The following is a 16651-nucleotide window of genomic DNA, read 5'->3' on the forward strand; positions in this document are numbered from 1 at the left end:
AGAGGTCAGGCTAGCCGGGCGCGCAGGCCGCGCTGCGGTGTGGTGCTGCGGCCTCGCAGGCCGCAGGCTGAAAGCGTGCTCAGGGCCGTTTGCAGGCACGCGTCTGTCACAGCACGAACTCGTAGAACACCAATGACTCTTCGGTGCCGGGAGGCAGATCCGAATAGGGGCCGCGCGCTTGAAACCCGAGTTTTTCATAAAGCTTCTGCGCATGCGTAAACTGCGCCGCGGTGTCCAGCAAAACCCGTTTGAACCCATCCGCGCGGGCCTGATCCACCAGCGCCTGCGACAGGCGTGCGCCTGCGCCGGTCCCGCGCGCCGCGTCGCGGACAAAGACCCGCTTGACCTCCGCGTCGCGGGCGTTGAGCGGGTGGGTCATGCCACAGCCCACCGGCGCGCCGTCAATTTCAGCCAGCAGGATCACTCCACGGGGCCGCGCATGTTTGCCCGGTAACGCCGCCATCAGCGCGGCATAAGCGTCCTGGGGGTAAAACGTCTCCATCATGGGCCGTATCGCGGCGCTGAAGTTCAGCAGATAGTCGCGATATTCCCAACAGAGCTGTCGCACCGTCTCGATGTCGGCGGATGTTTCCGCCCGGCGGATCACTACCTCCGGCATCAGCGCAGAATGGTGCGACCGGCGTATTCAGCAGTCTCGCCCAGAGCTTCTTCGATACGAATGAGCTGGTTGTACTTGGCCAGCCGGTCCGAGCGTGCCAGCGAACCGGTCTTGATCTGACCACAGTTGGTGGCCACCGCGAGATCGGCGATCGTTGCATCCTCGGTCTCGCCGGAGCGGTGTGACATCACATTGGTGAAACCCGCACGATGTGCCATGTCCACTGCTTTAAGTGTCTCCGTCAAGCTGCCGATCTGATTGACCTTTACCAGCATGGAGTTTGCCGATCCGCGGGCGATCCCCGTGGCCAGACGCGCCGGGTTTGTCACAAAGAGATCGTCACCCACCAGTTGTACCCGGTCGCCCAGAGCATCGGTCAGCGCCTTCCAGCCGTCCCAATCGTCTTCGGACATCCCGTCTTCGATGGAGATAATCGGATAGTCGTCCACCAGCGCCGACAGATAGGCCACGTTTTCCTCGGAGGTCAGCGACTTGCCTTCCCCCGCAAGCTCGTATGTGCCGCCCTTGTAATATTCGGTCGCGGCGCAATCCATGGCGAGGTAGATGTCCTCGCCCGGTGTGTATCCGGCTTTTTCGATAGATTTCAGGATGAAATCAAGCGCATCCCGCGTGGAGTTGATGTTGGGTGCAAAGCCGCCTTCATCCCCGATCCCGGTGGAGAGACCGGCGGCGGAGAGCTCCTTTTTCAAGGTGTGGAACACCTCCGCCCCCATGCGCACCGCTTCGCGCATGTTCTCTGCGGCGACCGGCATGATCATGAATTCCTGAATGTCGATGGGGTTGTCGGCGTGCTCCCCGCCATTGATGATATTCATCATGGGCACCGGCAACACGCGGGCCGAGGTCCCGCCCACATAGCGATAAAGCGGCTGGGTGCAGAAGTCCGCCGCCGCCTTGGCCGTGGCCAGCGACACGCCAAGGATCGCATTGGCCCCCAGACGGGACTTGTTGTCGGTGCCATCGAGCTCGATCATGACGCTGTCGACCTCCACCTGTTCGGTGGCATCAATGCCGACCAGCGCCTCGGCAATCTCGCCGTTGACGGCCGCACAGGCCTCCAGCACGCCCTTGCCCAGATAGCGCGTCTTGTCCCCATCGCGCCGCTCGACCGCCTCATAGGCGCCGGTGGAGGCCCCGGAGGGCACAGCGGCGCGGCCCATTGTGCCGTCTTCAAGGATCACATCGACTTCGACGGTGGGATTGCCCCGGCTGTCCAGAATTTCGCGCGCGTGGATGTCGATGATCGTGCTCATGAGAGGCTCCTTGTTGTGCGTTGATCGCGTGATACCCGGATGTCCTGGCGATGAAAAGGTCTAGGCGGGGCCGGGCTGCACCCTTCTTTCGCGCCAGAGCGTGTAGAGCCCCGACGCCACGATGATCGCGGCTCCCAGCAGGGTAAGGGCGTCGGGGTCTTCGTCAAAAACGCCAATGCCGATGACGAGGGCAAAAAGGATGCGCGAATACCGAAACGGGGTGACAAAGCTGATCTCGCCCAGACGCATGGCGGCGATGATCGCATAATAGGCGAAGATGCCGATGACAAGCGAGCTCAGCAGATAGACCCAGGTCAGCCCCGAGAGCGGTGCGAGGGGCGACGCATTGAGCCAGAGCATCAGGGCCGCGGCCGGGATCAGCACCAGAAAACCCAGAAAGCTGAGTTGCAGCGAGGAGGTTTCGCGCGGGATGCGCCGGGTGGCGAGGTCCCGGATGCCCAGCCCGATGACCCCCTGCACGGCAAAAAGGGATTGCCAGTCAAAGCCTTCCATGCCGGGCCGGATGATCAGCAAGACACCCAAAAAACCCACCAGGACCGCCGTCCAGCGCCGCCAGCCGACGGTTTCCTGCAAAAAGAGTGCCGCGCCAAGTGTCACGAAAAGCGGGGTCGCCTGCAGGATTGCCGAGGCGGTGGAAAGCGGGGTGAGGGCGATGGCCGTCACAAACCCGATGGTGCCCACCAGGTCGCCCGCGGCGCGCAGCAGGATCGCCGGGCTCAGCATCCGGCGGGTGAACAGCGCCTGACCCTGCAGCCGCAGCACAGCCGCCAGCAGCAGCGCGCTGCCCAGACCGATCATGCCCAAAATCTGCCCGATGGGCAGACTGGCGGCCATGAATTTGATCAGCATGTCCTCGATCGCAAAGAGCAGCATCGCGCCGACCATCAGGCCAGCACCGCGCAGGTTGTCCATGATGTGTCCTGTCCGGAAGGTCCTGCTGTCGGTCTAGGCTCTGCGATGCGGGATGTCTAGCGCGGCGGTTTCCTGGAGCGGATCAAAATGGTATTGCCCGCGCTTTTCGTTTCAATCTTGTCCGAAAGCGCTTTGACCAGCCCACTGAATTTCGCATGCCCATAGCTGCGCTGATCGAAATCGGAATGCGATGCCGTAATGGCGTTTTTGATCTGCCCGAGGCTGTACCAGTCGTCGTCCTGCTCAATGCTGTTCATGGCGTTGCGGATGCGCTGGTAGGCGTGGTTGAGCGGGAGCGCCGATTTGGATTTGTCCGCCGGGGCTTCATCGTCCTGAATGCCGGGCAGGTTTTCGATCAGAATGAACCGATTGCAGACGTTGCGCAAAGCTTCGGGCGCCTTGGTCTCGCCAATCCCGATGACCATGAGCCCGTCTTCGCGCAGGCGGTTTGCAAGGGCAGTGAAATCACTGTCGGACGAGACGATCACGAACCCGTCAAAACGCCCGCCATGCAGGATGTCCATTGCGTCAATCACCAGCCCGATGTCAGAGGCGTTCTTGCCCGTGGTGTTGGCGGTGTCCTGATGGGCGACCAGACCGAGGCTGAGGATCTGCTCGGACCATTTGTTCAGCTTCCCGCTGGACCAGTCGCCATAGACCCGGCGCAGGGCGGGCTCCCCGATCCGGTTGACCTCGTCCAGAAGGGCGCTGGCGTATTTTGCCGGGACGTTGTCTGCATCAATCAGCACAGCCAACAGGGGGCGGTCTCTTGCCATTCTCAATCGCTTTCCGGTTTGGGAGTTTATCATTTCTTTTTCGACGGGACGCCGTAGAGTTCCAACCGGTGACCGCGAAGTTCGTAGCCCAGTTTTTGCGCGATGCGTTCCTGCAGCGCCTCGATCTCGGCATCGACGAATTCGATCACCTCGCCCGAATTCATGTCGATCAGATGGTCGTGGTGGTCCCGTTCGGCGTCTTCGTAGCGGGCGCGGCCGTCGCCGAATTCGAGCTTGTCGAGGATCCCCGCTTCTTCGAACAGCTTGACCGTGCGGTACACCGTGGCGATGGAAATGCCACTGTCGATTGCGGAGGCGCGGGCATAGAGGTCTTCGACGTCGGGGTGATCGTCGCTGTCTTCCAGAACCTGCGCAATGATGCGCCGCTGTCCGGTCATGCGCAGGCCCATAGCCTCGCAACGTATCAAAATCGGTTTGCTCATCGGGCCCGTTCCTGTCGCGTGGTGGCAAGGTTTACCCCTCTTTATGCAGAGGGGCTAGCCAAGTTTTGGTCTTTTGGTTGACTTATGTCTGCAAAACACCCAAGTGAAGCCTAGGCGATGCCTTCTGCCGCGTGAGCAGTGCCAGACAAGGATCCGTTTGTGATCGACTGTCTGCCCAGAGAGGTCCGCCGACGTTCCCAAAATCACGCGTGGGGCCGACCGCGATAGACAGGTACAGAGCGCAGGCCTCGTACCGATGGTCTGCTTTGCCTGCCTAAATGTCGCCCTTACCGGCGGCCCAAATGCGCGGCAGCGTGCGGCGCAGGAAAGACTGAGATGAGTGATTTTGACATGATGAGTTTACCACCGAAACTGGTGGCGCGGCTGGCGGCCATGGGCATGAAAGACCCCACGCCGATCCAGAAACAGGCCATTCCATACGCGTTGAACGGGCGCGATGTGATGGGACTGGCGCAGACCGGCACCGGCAAGACGGCGGCCTTCGGGGTGCCGCTGGTGGCGCAGATGCTGGAGTTGGAGGGGCGTCCCGCGCCCCGGTCCGTGCGCGGTCTGGTGCTGGCCCCCACGCGGGAGCTGGCGACCCAGATCAGCGTGAACCTGCGCGCCTTTGCCGAGACCACACCGATCAAGGTGGCGATGGTTGTGGGCGGGCAATCGATCAACAACCAGATCAAACGGCTGGAGCGGGGGGTCGATCTACTGGTGGCCACGCCGGGCCGGCTGCTCGATCTGATGGATCGCCGGGCCGTGCGCCTGGATGAGGCGGTGTTTCTGGTGCTGGATGAGGCAGACCAGATGCTGGACATGGGCTTCATCCATGATCTGCGGAAGATCGCAAATGTGATCCCGAAAGAGCGCCAGACGATGCTGTTTTCCGCCACGATGCCAAAGCAGATGAACGAGCTGGCGCAAAGCTATCTGCGCAGCCCGATCCGGGTGGAGGTCTCGCCCCCCGGCAAGGCCGCCGACAAGGTCACCCAAGAGGTGCATTTCATCGCCAAGGCGGAAAAATCGAACCTGCTGATCGAATTGCTGGACAAGCACCGCGAAGAGCGGGCGCTGGTTTTCGGGCGTACCAAGCACGGCTCCGAAAAGCTGATGAAGTCGCTGGTCAAGGCGGGCTATGCGGCTGGATCCATTCACGGCAACAAAAGCCAGGGTCAGCGGGACCGCGCCATCGCCGCCTTCAAATCGGGGGAGATCAAGGTGCTGGTGGCCACGGATGTGGCGGCGCGGGGTCTGGATATTCCGGATGTGAAACACGTCTACAACTACGATTTGCCGAATGTGCCGGACAACTATGTGCACCGAATCGGGCGAACCGCGCGGGCGGGCAAGGACGGGGCCGCGATTGCCTTTTGTGCGCCCGATGAAATGGGCGAGCTGAAAGCGATCCAGAAGACCATGGGGGTCAGCATTCCCATAGGCTCTGGCAGGCCTTGGGAGGGGGCGGATATTCCGGCCGGCGAAACGCCCAAGGGGCGCGGACGGGGCCGGCGGCCCGCCAATACCGGCGGGCGTCCCGGCACCCCCGCCGGGCAGCCCAAGAAACCCGGCAGCCGTCGGCGGCGGCGCAGGGGCGGCAAACCGGGGGGCGCTGCGGCCTCCTGAAAGCGGCATAGGGGCGGCACGTCGGCGTGAGAGGGGCAATTGACATCCGCGCGCACGCGTCTTTGATGCAGCCATGGACCGCAAATCGCACATGGACACCTTCGGGGCTGTCGTACTGATCGCCTTTGCGCTGCATCTGGCGTTCAATCAGGTGGTCATCAAGGTCACCAATGGGGGGTTCGGGCCGATTTTCGCCGCCGGGCTGCGCTCTGCCGGGGCGGTGGCTGTGCTGCTCCTGTGGATGCGGCTGCGGGGGATTCCGCTCTGGGTGCCGCGCGCGGCTGTCCCCGCCGGAATTCTCGCGGGGTTGCTCTTTGCGCTCGAGTTCATGGTACTGTTTTCCGCGCTGGATTTCACCACGGTCAGCCGCGCCTCGGTGATCTTTTACTCCATGCCGGTCTGGCTCGCGATTGCGAGCCATTTTCTGATCCCCGGCGACGCGATGACGCGGCTCAAGGGGCTGGGGCTGGTAATGGCCATGGCCGGTGTGGCGCTTGCCCTTCTGGACCGCAGTGATGTCAGCGCCAGCCTTGCGGGAGACCTGATGGCGCTGACCTCGGCCCTGTGCTGGGCTGCCATCGCGCTCTGCGTCAAGATCACACCGCTGAGCACCGTGCCGCCGGCGCAGCAGCTGATGTTTCAGGTTGTGATCTCCGCGCCTGTGCTGCTTTTCGCGGCCCTGCTCACGGGCGATCTGATGCGCGACCCGCAGCCGATCCATTATGCCGGCATCGCCTTTCAGATCATCGCTGTCGCGAGCCTGGGGTTTCTGGCGTGGTTCTGGCTGCTGACGATCTACCCTGCGTCCTCGGTCGCCTCTTTCAGCTTTCTGTCGCCGATTTTTGCGGTGATCCTGGGCTGGCTTTTGCTGGATGAGCAAGTCGGGCCGCAGGTCTGGGGGGCGCTCGGGCTGGTGTCGGGCGGCATTTATCTTATCAACCGCCGATCCCGCAGGGTTTAAGTGCCGCAGAAGGTGGCGGCGACGCGTTCGTCCTTGGTGGGCGCGCGCATCAAACCTGTATCCTGCGTGTCAAAGGGATCCGTCAGGGCCGCCATCAGGCGGTGAAAAGGCGCGTAGTCCGCGGCGACGGCGGCCTGGATCATTTCTTCGATCCGGTGGTTGCGCGGGATCACGCGGGGCGAGGCCGCCTGCATGGTAGCTTGCGGGTCTTGCTCCGTTGCGAGCCGGGCGCGCCATCCTTCGGCCCAGGCGTCAAAGGCATCCCGGTCCACGAACTGGTCTCTCGCGTCTGACCGGGCCAGCGCGTCAAAGGTATTGGTGAAATCCGCCCCCTGGTCCTGCATCAGGGTCAAAAGCCCCTCGATCAGCGGCACGTCCTCGGGCGTGGGGCCCGTCAGACCGATCTTGGCCCCCATCCGGCGCAGCCACGCCGCCTCTGTCTGGCCCGGCATGGCATGCACGATCTGCGTGGCTTCCGCCACGGCGGCCTGTGGATCGTCGAGCTGTTGCAACAGGGACGTGGCCAGCTGTGCCATGTTCCACACCGCGATATGCGGCTGGTTGGAATAGGCATAGCGCCCGGCCCGGTCGATGGAGCTGAACACCGTATCGGCGTGATAGTCGTCGATAAACGCGCAAGGCCCGTAATCGATGGTCTCGCCCGAGATGGCGCTGTTATCGGTGTTCATCACCCCGTGGATGAAGCCCACCGACATCCATCCGGCGATCAGCTCGGCCTGTGCGGCACAAACCGCGCGCAGCAGGCCCAGCGGGCCGTCCGCCTGCGGATAGTGCCGCGCGATGGCGTAATCGGTCAGTTGGCGCAGCTCGTCGATCTGGCGGCGGTGGGCAAAGACCTGGAACGTGCCCACGCGCAGGTGGCTGGCGGCCACGCGCGTCAGCACCGCACCGGGCAGCACGGTTTCGCGGATAACGTCTTCTCCGGTCAGCGTGGCGGCCAGCGCCCGCGTTGTGGGAATTCCCAGCGCATGCATCGCCTCGGAGACGACATATTCGCGCAGCACCGGCCCAAGCCAGGCGCGCCCATCGCCCATCCGCGAATAAGGCGTGGGGCCGGAGCCCTTGAGCTGAATGTCATAGCGGCGACCGTCGCTGCCGATCACCTCGCCCAGCAGCAGCGCCCGCCCGTCCCCAAGCTGCGGGTTGTAACTGCCAAACTGATGACCGGCGTAAAGCTGCGCCAGCGGGGCGGCCCCCTCGGGCAGGTCCACGCCTGAAAAGACGGCGGCGCGCTCGGCCTCTGTGGCGGCGGACAGACCCAACAGCGCGCCGAGGCTTTCGTTATAGGCAATCAACTGCGGCGCGCGCACCGGAACCGGGTTCTGGCGGGTGTAAAAGCTGCGCGGCAGACGGGCGTAGCTGTTGTCAAAAGGGGCGGTAATGCTCATGGCACCAATATAGGGCGCGGGCGGAGCCGCCGCTACCCGCCGGTCTCAGAAGGTTTTGGTCATCAGCATGTAATCCGCCCGCGGCGTGAACCCGGCACGGGCGTAGAGGCGCTGGGTCGCCTCTGCGGTGCGGTTCACCTCAAGGTGCAGGGCTTTCAGACCGGCCCCGGCCAGTGCGCGCGGCAAGGCCTGCAGCGTCTCTGTCGCAATGCCGCGGCCGCGCACACCGGGCCGCACGTAGATCTCGTCGATGAAACCGTCAAGGCCGCCGAATTCCAGGGACCAGCCGAAGGTGACGACAAGATACCCGATGGGCGCGCGCGGCGGCCCGATCAGGTAGGCGGCCCCATGCGGGATCCCCTCCAGCAGCGGCTGCAGCCCCTTGCGACGCTGGTCGGCGGGCAGGGTAATGCCCTCTTCGGCGTGGAAGGCCCCCACCAGCGCGTCGAGCTTTTCAAGGTGATCGGGCCGGGCAAGGGTCAGGGCGGCACTCATAACCGGGCCAGCCGCTCTGTCAGCAGGTCAAAGAAGCCATCCGCGTCCAGATCACCGATGAAATACGCATTCTTTTGGCGGTCCGTGACGCCCCACCAATCGGCAACGGTCATGCCGAGGGTCAGCTCCGAGCGGGTTTCGATTTCGACATTGACGTGCCGCCCGGTGAAGAGGGCCGGTTTGATCAGATAAGCGGTGACGCAGGGGTCATGCAGGGGCGCCCCCGCAGAGCCGTATTTTTCCTTGTCGAACCGTTCGAAGAAATCGGTCATTTCGGCCACCGCGATGCCGACGGGGGTGCCGAGGGCGCGAAAGGCGTCATTGCGCGGCGCGGTGACCAGCGCCTTATGCGTAACGTCCAGCGGCATCACCACAGTGGGAGCGCCGGATTTGAACACGATATCAGCGGCTTCCGGGTCGACGTAAATGTTGAATTCTGCGGTTGGCGTGATGTTGCCCACCTCGAAATAGGCCCCGCCCATCAGCACGATCTCTTGCACCTTCTGCACGATATCGGGGGCTTTTCGGAACGCGGTGGCGATGTTGGTCAGCGGGCCCAGCGGGCAGAGCGTGACCGTGCCGGAGGGGGCCGCGCGCAGGGTCTCGATGATGAAGTCCACACCATGCATCTGCTGCAGAGGCATTTGCGGGTCCGGCAGGTCCGGGCCGTCGAGCCCGGTTTTGCCATGCACATGTTCTGCCGTCACAAGGGCGCGCGCCAGAGGACGATCACACCCCGCATAGACCGGGACATCGGTTTTGCCCGCCAGTTCACAGATGATCCGCGCATTCTTGGCCGTGAGGTCCAGCGGCACGTTCCCGGCAACACAGGTGAGGCCCAAAACGTCCAGTTCCTGCGGGCTGGCGAAGGCCAGAAGGATGGCGACTGCGTCGTCCTGACCGGGGTCCGTATCGATGATGATCTTGCGAAGTGTCATGCGCTCTCTTTGCCGACCGGGCGGGAAAGAGTCCAGCGGCCATGCACGCCAAATCCGCGCCACATTGCATCGCTAGACCTGACCGGGTGGAAGAGATTTACGCATATCGGCTGCCAGAAAGGCGGCCTTTTACTTGGTTTGCGATGATTGTGTTTTTGGTGCTCTTTGCGCTGGGGCTGTATCACGACGCGCCCGGCCCGTTCTACCTGCCATTGGTCGCGGGCGGCGCTATGGCATTCTACATATTGATAAAAAACCACAGCAACGGGCTGAAACTGACGCAAGAGCATCTGATCCTTCCTGCCGGGGTGTCCCCGCGCAAGGTCCCTCTGGCGGAGATTGCCAAACTGGACTGCGTCACGCGGAGCCACAGGACGGATATGACGGTATATCTGATTTCAGGCGCGGTGCTGCACGTGTTTTCGAGCGATATCCCGCCAAGGCGGTTCTTTGTGCGGGCCTTGCGGCGGGCCGGGGTGCCGGTGGTTGAACGCTAGCGCTTGCGGGTCTCTGCCTTGACCGCCTCCCAAAGCGCATCCATCTCTGCCAGATCGCTGTCGGCCGGGGTTTTGCCCCGTGCCGCAAGCCTGGCCTCGACCCCTTCGAAACGACGGGTGAATTTCGCATTCGCCGCGCGCAGGGCAGCTTCCGGATCGAGCCCGAGGTGGCGGCCAAGATTGGCCATGACAAAGAGCAGATCGCCGAACTCCTCCTCGATCTCCGCCTGGGTCAGGCTGTCGCGCGCCTCGACAAGCTCTGCGGCCTCCTCGGTGATCTTGTCGAGCACCTCATCGGTCGAGGGCCAGTCAAACCCCACCCGGGCGGCCCGTTTTTGCAGCTTCAGCGCCCGCAGCAGCGCCGGCAGCCCGATTGCCACCCCGTCAAGCGTGCCCTGTTGTGCTTTCCCGGCACGCTCGGCGGCCTTGATCTTTTCCCAGTCCGCAGTTTGCTGGTCGGCGGATTTATCGCGGGCCTCATCGCCGAAAACATGCGGGTGCCGGGCCACCATCTTGTCGCTGATCGCGCGGACCACGGACTGGAAGGTGAAATGGCCGGCCTCTTCGCCCATGGCGGTGTGATAGACGGTCTGCAACAGCAGATCGCCCAGCTCGCCCTCCAGCTCGGGCCAGTCGCGGCGTTCTATTGCATCGGCCACCTCATAGGCTTCTTCGATCGTGTAGGGGGCGATGCTGTTGAAATCCTGCTCAATATCCCACGGGCAGCCGGTTTCGGGATCCCGCAGGCGGCGCATAATCTCCAGCAGGCGGTCAATTCCGGCGTTGGGATCGTGGATCAGATCATCTGCCATTGCAGCTTGTGCCTCTTCGGTGTCAGATGCAGATGACAGAACATTCTCCAAGGAGTCCAGACCATGCCCGTTGTTAACCGGATTGCCGACATGAGCGATGACATGACCGCGTGGCGGCGGCACCTGCATACCATCCCGGAACTGGGGCTGGAGTGTCACCAGACGGCGGCCTTCGTGGCCGCGCGACTGCGCGACTTTGGCGTCGATGAACTGCATGAGGGGATCGCCAAGACCGGCATCGTGGCGATCATCAACGGGCAGGGGCCGGGGCCCACGATTGGCTTGCGCGCGGATATGGACGCGTTGCCGATCGAGGAGGAAACCGGGCTGGACTATGCCTCGACCCATCCGGGCAGGATGCACGCCTGCGGCCATGACGGGCATACCGCGATGCTGCTGGGTGCGGCGAAATACCTGGCGGAGACGCGCAATTTTTCCGGTCGTGTGGCGCTGATCTTTCAGCCCGCCGAGGAATTTGGCGGCGGCGGCGAGGTGATGGTGCAGGAAGGTATCATGGACAGCTTTGAGATCGGTCAGGTTTACGCCATTCACAACGCGCCGGGCAAGGACTTTGGCAGCTTCAACACGCGGCCAGGGCCGATCATGGCGGCCGCCGACACGTTTCACATCCACATCACCGGCAAGGGCGGCCATGCGGCCCGGCCCCATGATGCCGTCGATCCGGTGGTGGCGGCCTGTGCCATCGTGCAGGCGCTTCAGACCATCGTCAGCCGCAACCGCAACCCGCGCGACTCGCTGGTGATCTCCGCCACGCAGATCCACACCGGCACCACCGACAACGTGATCCCCGAGACCTGTTATATCAACGGCACCGTGCGCACCTTCGACAAAGCGGTGCAGGCGCTCGTGGTGCGCCGGATGGAGGAGATCATCGCGGGCCAGGCCGCCAGTTTCGGGCTTGAGGCGCGGCTGGAGTTCGAGTTCGGCTATCCACCCACGGTCAATGATGCGGCGAAGGCGGCGTTTGCCGCCGAGGTGGCGCGCGAGGTCGCGGGCGAGGCGGGCGTCAACCCGGAGGTGGAGCCTGTCATGGGGGCCGAGGATTTCTCCTACATGCTGGAGAAGCGGCCGGGTGCCTACCTGATGCTGGGCCAGGGCGACACCGCAGGCGTGCACCATCCAAAGTACAATTTCAACGATGAGATCGCCCCCATAGGGGCCTCGTTCTTTGCGCGCATGGTGGAGCGCGCCCAGCCCGCGACCGGAGCCTGATGGATGGCGCTGGAAGACGCAAAGACCCAGATGGATCACGCCTTCACGCGCGACGACCCCAAAGGCCCGAGCTTTGAGCTGACCTTTGGCGGCGCGCTGTCGTTTCTGCGGCGCAAGTATACCAAGGATCTGACGGGTGTGGACATTGCGGTGACCGGGGTGCCGTTCGATCAGGCGGTGACCAACCGGCCCGGCACAAGGCTGGGGCCGCGCGCGATCCGCGAGGCCTCCAGCCTGCAGGCACCCGATGCGCCCTACGGTTGGCCCTTTGATGTGCTCAGCGAGCGGGTGGTCGTGGATTACGGGGACCTGGCCTTTGACTATGCCAATGTGCCGGCCTTTCCCGAGGCGCTGACCGCGCATATTCGCGGGATTCTTGACGCCGGTGCGGCCAGTGTCGTGCTGGGGGGCGATCACTATATCAGCTTTCCGATCCTCAAGGCCTATGCGGAGAAATACGGCCCGCTCAGCCTGTTGCAGTTCGATGCGCATACCGACACATGGGCGGACGAGGACCTGTCCCGCGTGGACCACGGCACGATGTTCTACAAGGCGGTGAAATCGGGGATCGTCGACCCGGCCACGTCGGTACAGGTCGGCATTCGGACCACCAACGCCGATACGCTGGGTGTGAACATCATCGACGCACGTGAGGTCCACGGGAGCGATCCCGCCGCGGTGGTGACCAAGATCAAGTCCATTCTCGGCGACCGCCCCTGTTATCTGAGCTTTGACATTGACGCGCTCGACCCGGCCTATGCGCCGGGCACGGGCACCCCGGTCTGGGGCGGGCTGACCAGCGCGCAGGCGGCGGCAATGCTGCGCGAGCTGGCGGGGATCAACATCGTCGGTGGCGATATTGTGGAGGTCTCGCCGCCCTTTGATACCACCGGCGCGACCGCGATTGCAGGCGCGCATGTGGCCACCGAAATACTCAGCCTGCTGGGCTGGCGGATGCGTGAAGAGACATAAGCATGAGTACCAAGAACCAACCTATCAGCGGCAATGATCTGGCGCGCTTTTCCGGGCCGGGCAGTTTTATGCGGCTGCCGATGGTCAATGACCTCAAAGGGCTCGACGTGGCCTTTCTGGGGGTGCCCATCGACATCGGCACCTCCTGGCGCTCGGGCACGCGGTTCGGCCCCAAGGAGGTGCGGTCGCAAAGTGCGATGATCCGGCCCTATCACATGGGCACTGGCGCGGCCCCCTTCGACAGCCTGCAGGTGGCCGATATCGGCGATCTGGCGATCAACACCTTTTCGCTGGCCCAGAGCCTGAAGATCATCGAGGAAAGCTACAACGCCATTCTGGACTATGACGCCATGCCCATCGCCATCGGGGGCGATCATTCGATCACCCTGCCGATCCTGCGGGCGATGCACAAACGCCACGGGCCGGTGGCACTGGTGCATGTGGATGCCCATGCGGATGTGAACAACGATATGTTCGGTGAGCGTGAAACCCATGGCACGGTCTTTCGCCGCGCCCACGAGGAAGGGTTGATCCTGCCTGAAAAGACCTATCAGATCGGTCTGCGCGGCACCGGCTACACGGCCGAGGATTTCGCCGAGGCGCAGGGCTGGGGGTTTCAGCAATTCCCGGCGCAAGAGCTCTGGCATCGCAGCCTGTCCGGCCTGGGCGGCGAGATCCGGCGCGACATCGGGCCCGAGACGCCGGTCTATGTCACCTACGATATCGACAGTCTCGATCCGGCGTTTGCGCCGGGCACCGGCACGCCCGAGATCGGCGGGCTGACCACCCCGCAGGCGATGGAACTGATCCGCGCGCTCAAAGGGCTTAATATCGTCGGCTGTGATCTTGTAGAAGTCTCGCCCCCTTACGATATATCAGGAAACACGGCGCTTGTCGGGGCAAACATCCTCTTTGAGCTGCTGTGCGTTCTGCCGGGGGTCCGGTACCGCTAGGCAGGGTTCTGGCGGAAGGTCATGAAAGGGGTCTTGAAACATGCGCTTTGTGCTGCTGATTTTGATTTTGCTGGTTGTCGCCGGGCTGGGGTACATCCGTCTGGCCCCGAGTGATGCGGCGCGCTGGCACGTGCCGGTCGAGGAGACGGAGAGCGCCGATTTCGACGGCGGTGCCGTGCGGGTGGTTGAAGCCTCGCCAGAGGATTTCGCCGCCGCGGCGGCCTTCATGGAGGCGCTGCCGCGCACGCAGGTTCTTGCCGGCAGCACGGACGCAGGCCGGGTGACATACATCACACGCTCCGCAGCCTTCGGATTTCCCGACTACACCACGCTGGAGTATGCGGACGGCACGCTCAAGGCCCATGCCCGGCTGCGGTTTGGCCGGTCAGATATGGGCGTCAATCGCGAACGACTCGAAGGGTTGCTCGCCGCGCTCCAGGGATGAGGACAGGCAGCCCTGCTGGACCTCGCGCCACATCGGCACATTCAGCGACATCTGGCACTGCGCCATGAACATACGCCCGTCGACGTTCAGGCAAATCGTCTCGCCCAGTTCAATGCGGCCGCCGGATCGGTCGGTGCAATAACACTCGACGGTTTTCCCGCTGGGGTAGGTCACGTCTGCGGCGGCAGGCAGGGCCGCGAAAAAAAATATGAAAGCAAGTCGTTTCATGGGGTAATGCTAGCATGGAATGTGCCCTTGACCAAAGGCTTTCAATATCGGATTGCAGGGGCATGATCCCACGCTCAAGACTTAAGCAGATTACCGATCGTTTTCAGTATCTGGAGGCGGCGATGGCGGCCGGAGACGGGGCGGCCGATATCGCCGCACTGGCCAAGGAGTATTCCGATCTGCGCCCGGTGGTGGAGCAGATCAGTGCCTACGAGCAGTTGCTGAACGACCTGGCCGAGGCGCAGGAGATGCTGGCGGACCCTGACATGGCGCCGCTGGCCGAAGAGGAACTGCCGCGCCTCAAGGCGGCGCTGCCCGAGGCCGAGACCGCCTTGCAACTGGCGCTGTTGCCCCGCGACAAGGCCGATGCCAAACCGGCGATGCTGGAAATCCGCCCCGGCACCGGCGGGGATGAGGCTGCCCTGTTTGCCGGGGATCTTTTGCGCATGTACCAGCGCTATGCGGAGGCGCGTGGCTGGAAGATGGAGATCATAGAGCTGCAGGAGACCGAGCTTGGCGGCATCAAGGAGGTCGTTGCCCACGTCAAGGGCGAGAATGTCTTTGCCCGGCTCAAGTTCGAAAGCGGCGTGCACCGGGTGCAGCGGGTGCCCGCGACCGAAAGCGGCGGGCGGATTCATACCTCGGCGGCGACCGTTGCGGTGCTGCCCGAGGCCGAAGACGTCGATATCCAGATCGCGCCCAACGATCTGCGGATTGATACGATGCGCGCCTCCGGGGCCGGGGGGCAGCACGTCAATACCACCGACTCCGCGGTGCGGATCACCCATGTGCCCTCGGGCATCGTCGTGACCAGCTCCGAGAAATCGCAGCACCGCAACCGCGAGATCGCGATGCAGGTGCTCAAGGCCCGCCTCTATGATCTGGAGCGGAGCCGGGCGGACAGCGAACGCTCCGCCGACCGGGCCGCCCAGGTGGGCTCCGGCGACCGCTCGGAACGCATCCGCACCTATAACTTTCCGCAAGGCCGCATGACCGATCACCGCATCAATCTGACACTCTACCGGCTCGATGCGATCCTGCAGGGCGATCTGGATGAGATCGTGGATGCGCTGACGGCAGATGCGCAGGCCCGGCAGATGGCGGAGATGGGGCAGTGACCGCTGCCGAAGCGATGGTGGCGGCCATGGCGCGGCTGCGCGCGGCAGGCGTGCCGGACCCCGCGCGCGACGCGCGGGTGCTTCTGGCCCATGCCGCCCGGGTCGATGCCGCGCGGGTCACCCTGATCGCGCCCGAGGACATCGCACCGGACATTGCCGAGCGCTACGACCACCTTGTGGCCCTGCGCGCGGTGCGGGTGCCGGTCTCCCAGCTCATCGGCTCGCGCGAGTTCTACGGGCGGCGGTTCGATATCTCCAGCGAGGTGCTCGACCCGCGCCCGGAGACGGAGACCCTTGTGGAAACCGCCCTTTGTGGTCCCTTTGACCGGGTGCTGGACCTTGGTGTCGGGTCGGGCTGCATCTTGGTCACGCTGCTGGCAGAGCGGCCGGAGGCCTCCGGCGTGGGGGTTGATATCAGCGAGGTGGCCTGCCTTCAGGCCAGCGCCAATGCGGTGCTGCATGCGGTGGCGGACCGGGCCATGCTGCAGCAGTCCGACTGGTTTGACAGGGTAGAGGACCGGTTCGATCTGATCGTCTCCAATCCGCCTTATCTGGCGGCCAGTGAAATGCAGCACGTCCAGCCCGAACTGCGCGATCATGAGCCGCGCGCGGCACTGACGGATGAGGCGGACGGGCTGAGCGCTTACCGGGTCATTGCCGCGGAGGCGCAGGGGTACCTGAGTGCCACGGGTCGCGTCCTGGTTGAAATTGGCTGGCGGCAGGCCCCCGACGTCCAACAGATATTCCAGGAGCAGGGCTGGGGAGAGATAGCGATTCTCCCTGATCTGGGAGGTCGGGACAGGGTGCTCTGCGCGTCCAAGCCCGGCTGAAACCCACCGGAATTTCAGGAAATTTAACCAAAACCGTGCCAAACTGCGGTTTTCCTCTTGCAGCGATGCGCCTGCCATGCATA

At 63.6% G+C, this 16651-nt stretch carries 19 protein-coding genes; 9 read left to right on the forward strand and 10 right to left on the reverse strand.

Translation table 11 applies throughout. The annotated features are described in order from the left end of the window. Positions 1-106 precede the first annotated feature (106 nt). The 5 genes from H7847_RS10420 to H7847_RS10440 are packed head-to-tail and all read right to left on the reverse strand — an operon-like array spanning position 107 to position 4045. Positions 107-619: a GNAT family N-acetyltransferase gene (locus H7847_RS10420; RefSeq protein WP_227269420.1), complete on the reverse strand. Its 513-nt coding sequence runs from the start codon at positions 617-619 to the stop codon at positions 107-109. Continuing rightward, complete coding sequence (eno, locus tag H7847_RS10425) at positions 619-1893, reverse strand: phosphopyruvate hydratase (RefSeq protein ID WP_227269421.1); 1275 nt, start codon at positions 1891-1893, stop codon at positions 619-621. The genes H7847_RS10420 and eno overlap by 1 nt, the downstream gene beginning before the upstream one ends. 60 nt (positions 1894-1953) lie before the next feature. After that, positions 1954-2826, reverse strand: coding sequence for a DMT family transporter (locus H7847_RS10430; protein ID WP_227269422.1), 873 nt, complete (start codon positions 2824-2826; stop codon positions 1954-1956). A 56-nt stretch (positions 2827-2882) separates the two neighbouring features. After that, on the reverse strand, positions 2883-3602 hold the full coding sequence (locus H7847_RS10435; RefSeq protein ID WP_227269423.1) for an NYN domain-containing protein: 720 nt from the start codon (positions 3600-3602) through the stop codon (positions 2883-2885). A 29-nt stretch (positions 3603-3631) separates the two neighbouring features. Next, the gene (locus H7847_RS10440) at positions 3632-4045 is read right to left on the reverse strand and encodes a Fur family transcriptional regulator (RefSeq protein WP_227269424.1); all 414 of its coding nucleotides are present in this window, start codon (positions 4043-4045) and stop codon (positions 3632-3634) included. 336 nt (positions 4046-4381) lie between these two features. On the opposite strand from H7847_RS10440, the gene H7847_RS10445 reads away from it, so the two are divergent. Next, positions 4382-5677 carry a DEAD/DEAH box helicase gene (locus tag H7847_RS10445; protein ID WP_227269425.1) on the forward strand — a complete coding sequence of 432 codons (1296 nt, stop codon included), beginning with the start codon at positions 4382-4384 and terminating at the stop codon, positions 5675-5677. A gap of 73 nt (positions 5678-5750) precedes the next feature. Beyond that, positions 5751-6638 carry a DMT family transporter gene (locus H7847_RS10450; RefSeq protein WP_227269426.1) on the forward strand — a complete coding sequence of 296 codons (888 nt, stop codon included), beginning with the start codon at positions 5751-5753 and terminating at the stop codon, positions 6636-6638. On the opposite strand, the gene H7847_RS10455 is transcribed toward H7847_RS10450, so the two are convergent. The 3 genes from H7847_RS10455 to H7847_RS10465 are packed head-to-tail and all read right to left on the reverse strand — an operon-like array spanning position 6635 to position 9480. Further along, positions 6635-8047, reverse strand: a complete 1413-nt coding sequence (locus tag H7847_RS10455; protein WP_227269427.1) for a protein adenylyltransferase SelO — start codon at positions 8045-8047, stop codon at positions 6635-6637. The two genes, H7847_RS10450 and H7847_RS10455, sit on opposite strands and share 4 nt — an antisense overlap. Before the next feature lie 45 nt (positions 8048-8092). Next, positions 8093-8542: a GNAT family N-acetyltransferase gene (locus H7847_RS10460; protein WP_227269428.1), complete on the reverse strand. Its 450-nt coding sequence runs from the start codon at positions 8540-8542 to the stop codon at positions 8093-8095. Beyond that, entirely contained in the window at positions 8539-9480 is a 942-nt protein-coding gene (locus H7847_RS10465; protein ID WP_227269429.1) for a nucleoside hydrolase, read from the reverse strand. The genes H7847_RS10460 and H7847_RS10465 overlap by 4 nt, the downstream gene beginning before the upstream one ends. Positions 9481-9623: 143 nt before the next feature. On the opposite strand from H7847_RS10465, the gene H7847_RS10470 reads away from it, so the two are divergent. Further along, positions 9624-9977, forward strand: a complete 354-nt coding sequence (locus H7847_RS10470) for a hypothetical protein (RefSeq protein WP_227269430.1) — start codon at positions 9624-9626, stop codon at positions 9975-9977. On the opposite strand, the gene mazG is transcribed toward H7847_RS10470, so the two are convergent. After that, entirely contained in the window at positions 9974-10789 is an 816-nt protein-coding gene (mazG, locus tag H7847_RS10475) for a nucleoside triphosphate pyrophosphohydrolase (protein ID WP_227269431.1), read from the reverse strand. The genes H7847_RS10470 and mazG overlap by 4 nt on opposite strands. A gap of 63 nt (positions 10790-10852) precedes the next feature. Between mazG and H7847_RS10480 the strand changes: the two genes are divergently transcribed. From H7847_RS10480 to H7847_RS10495, 4 genes are read left to right on the forward strand one after another with little or no spacing between them, the layout of a single operon-like run. Next, the gene (locus tag H7847_RS10480; protein ID WP_227269432.1) at positions 10853-12022 is read left to right on the forward strand and encodes a M20 aminoacylase family protein; all 1170 of its coding nucleotides are present in this window, start codon (positions 10853-10855) and stop codon (positions 12020-12022) included. Positions 12023-12025: 3 nt separating this feature from the next. Further along, positions 12026-12994: an agmatinase gene (speB, locus tag H7847_RS10485; RefSeq protein WP_227269433.1), complete on the forward strand. Its 969-nt coding sequence runs from the start codon at positions 12026-12028 to the stop codon at positions 12992-12994. Between the two features lie 2 nt (positions 12995-12996). Beyond that, positions 12997-13947 carry an agmatinase gene (speB, locus tag H7847_RS10490; RefSeq protein ID WP_227269434.1) on the forward strand — a complete coding sequence of 317 codons (951 nt, stop codon included), beginning with the start codon at positions 12997-12999 and terminating at the stop codon, positions 13945-13947. A gap of 40 nt (positions 13948-13987) precedes the next feature. Next, on the forward strand, positions 13988-14392 hold the full coding sequence (locus H7847_RS10495; protein ID WP_227269435.1) for a DUF1499 domain-containing protein: 405 nt from the start codon (positions 13988-13990) through the stop codon (positions 14390-14392). Here H7847_RS10495 and H7847_RS10500 read toward each other — a convergent pair. After that, positions 14333-14620, reverse strand: a complete 288-nt coding sequence (locus H7847_RS10500; protein WP_227269436.1) for a hypothetical protein — start codon at positions 14618-14620, stop codon at positions 14333-14335. The two genes, H7847_RS10495 and H7847_RS10500, sit on opposite strands and share 60 nt — an antisense overlap. A gap of 62 nt (positions 14621-14682) precedes the next feature. Here H7847_RS10500 and prfA point away from each other — a divergent pair, with 62 nt between their 5' ends. Together prfA and prmC are read left to right on the forward strand one after the other, a co-directional pair. Further along, a complete protein-coding gene (gene prfA, locus H7847_RS10505; protein ID WP_227269437.1) occupies positions 14683-15738 on the forward strand; it encodes a peptide chain release factor 1 in 1056 nt (351 codons plus the stop codon). A 14-nt stretch (positions 15739-15752) separates the two neighbouring features. After that, on the forward strand, positions 15753-16568 hold the full coding sequence (gene prmC, locus H7847_RS10510) for a peptide chain release factor N(5)-glutamine methyltransferase (RefSeq protein ID WP_227269484.1): 816 nt from the start codon (positions 15753-15755) through the stop codon (positions 16566-16568). The last annotated feature ends 83 nt before the right edge of the window (positions 16569-16651 follow it).

Source organism: Roseobacter weihaiensis, assembly GCF_020622345.1.
Lineage (GTDB): Bacteria > Pseudomonadota > Alphaproteobacteria > Rhodobacterales > Rhodobacteraceae > Roseobacter > Roseobacter weihaiensis.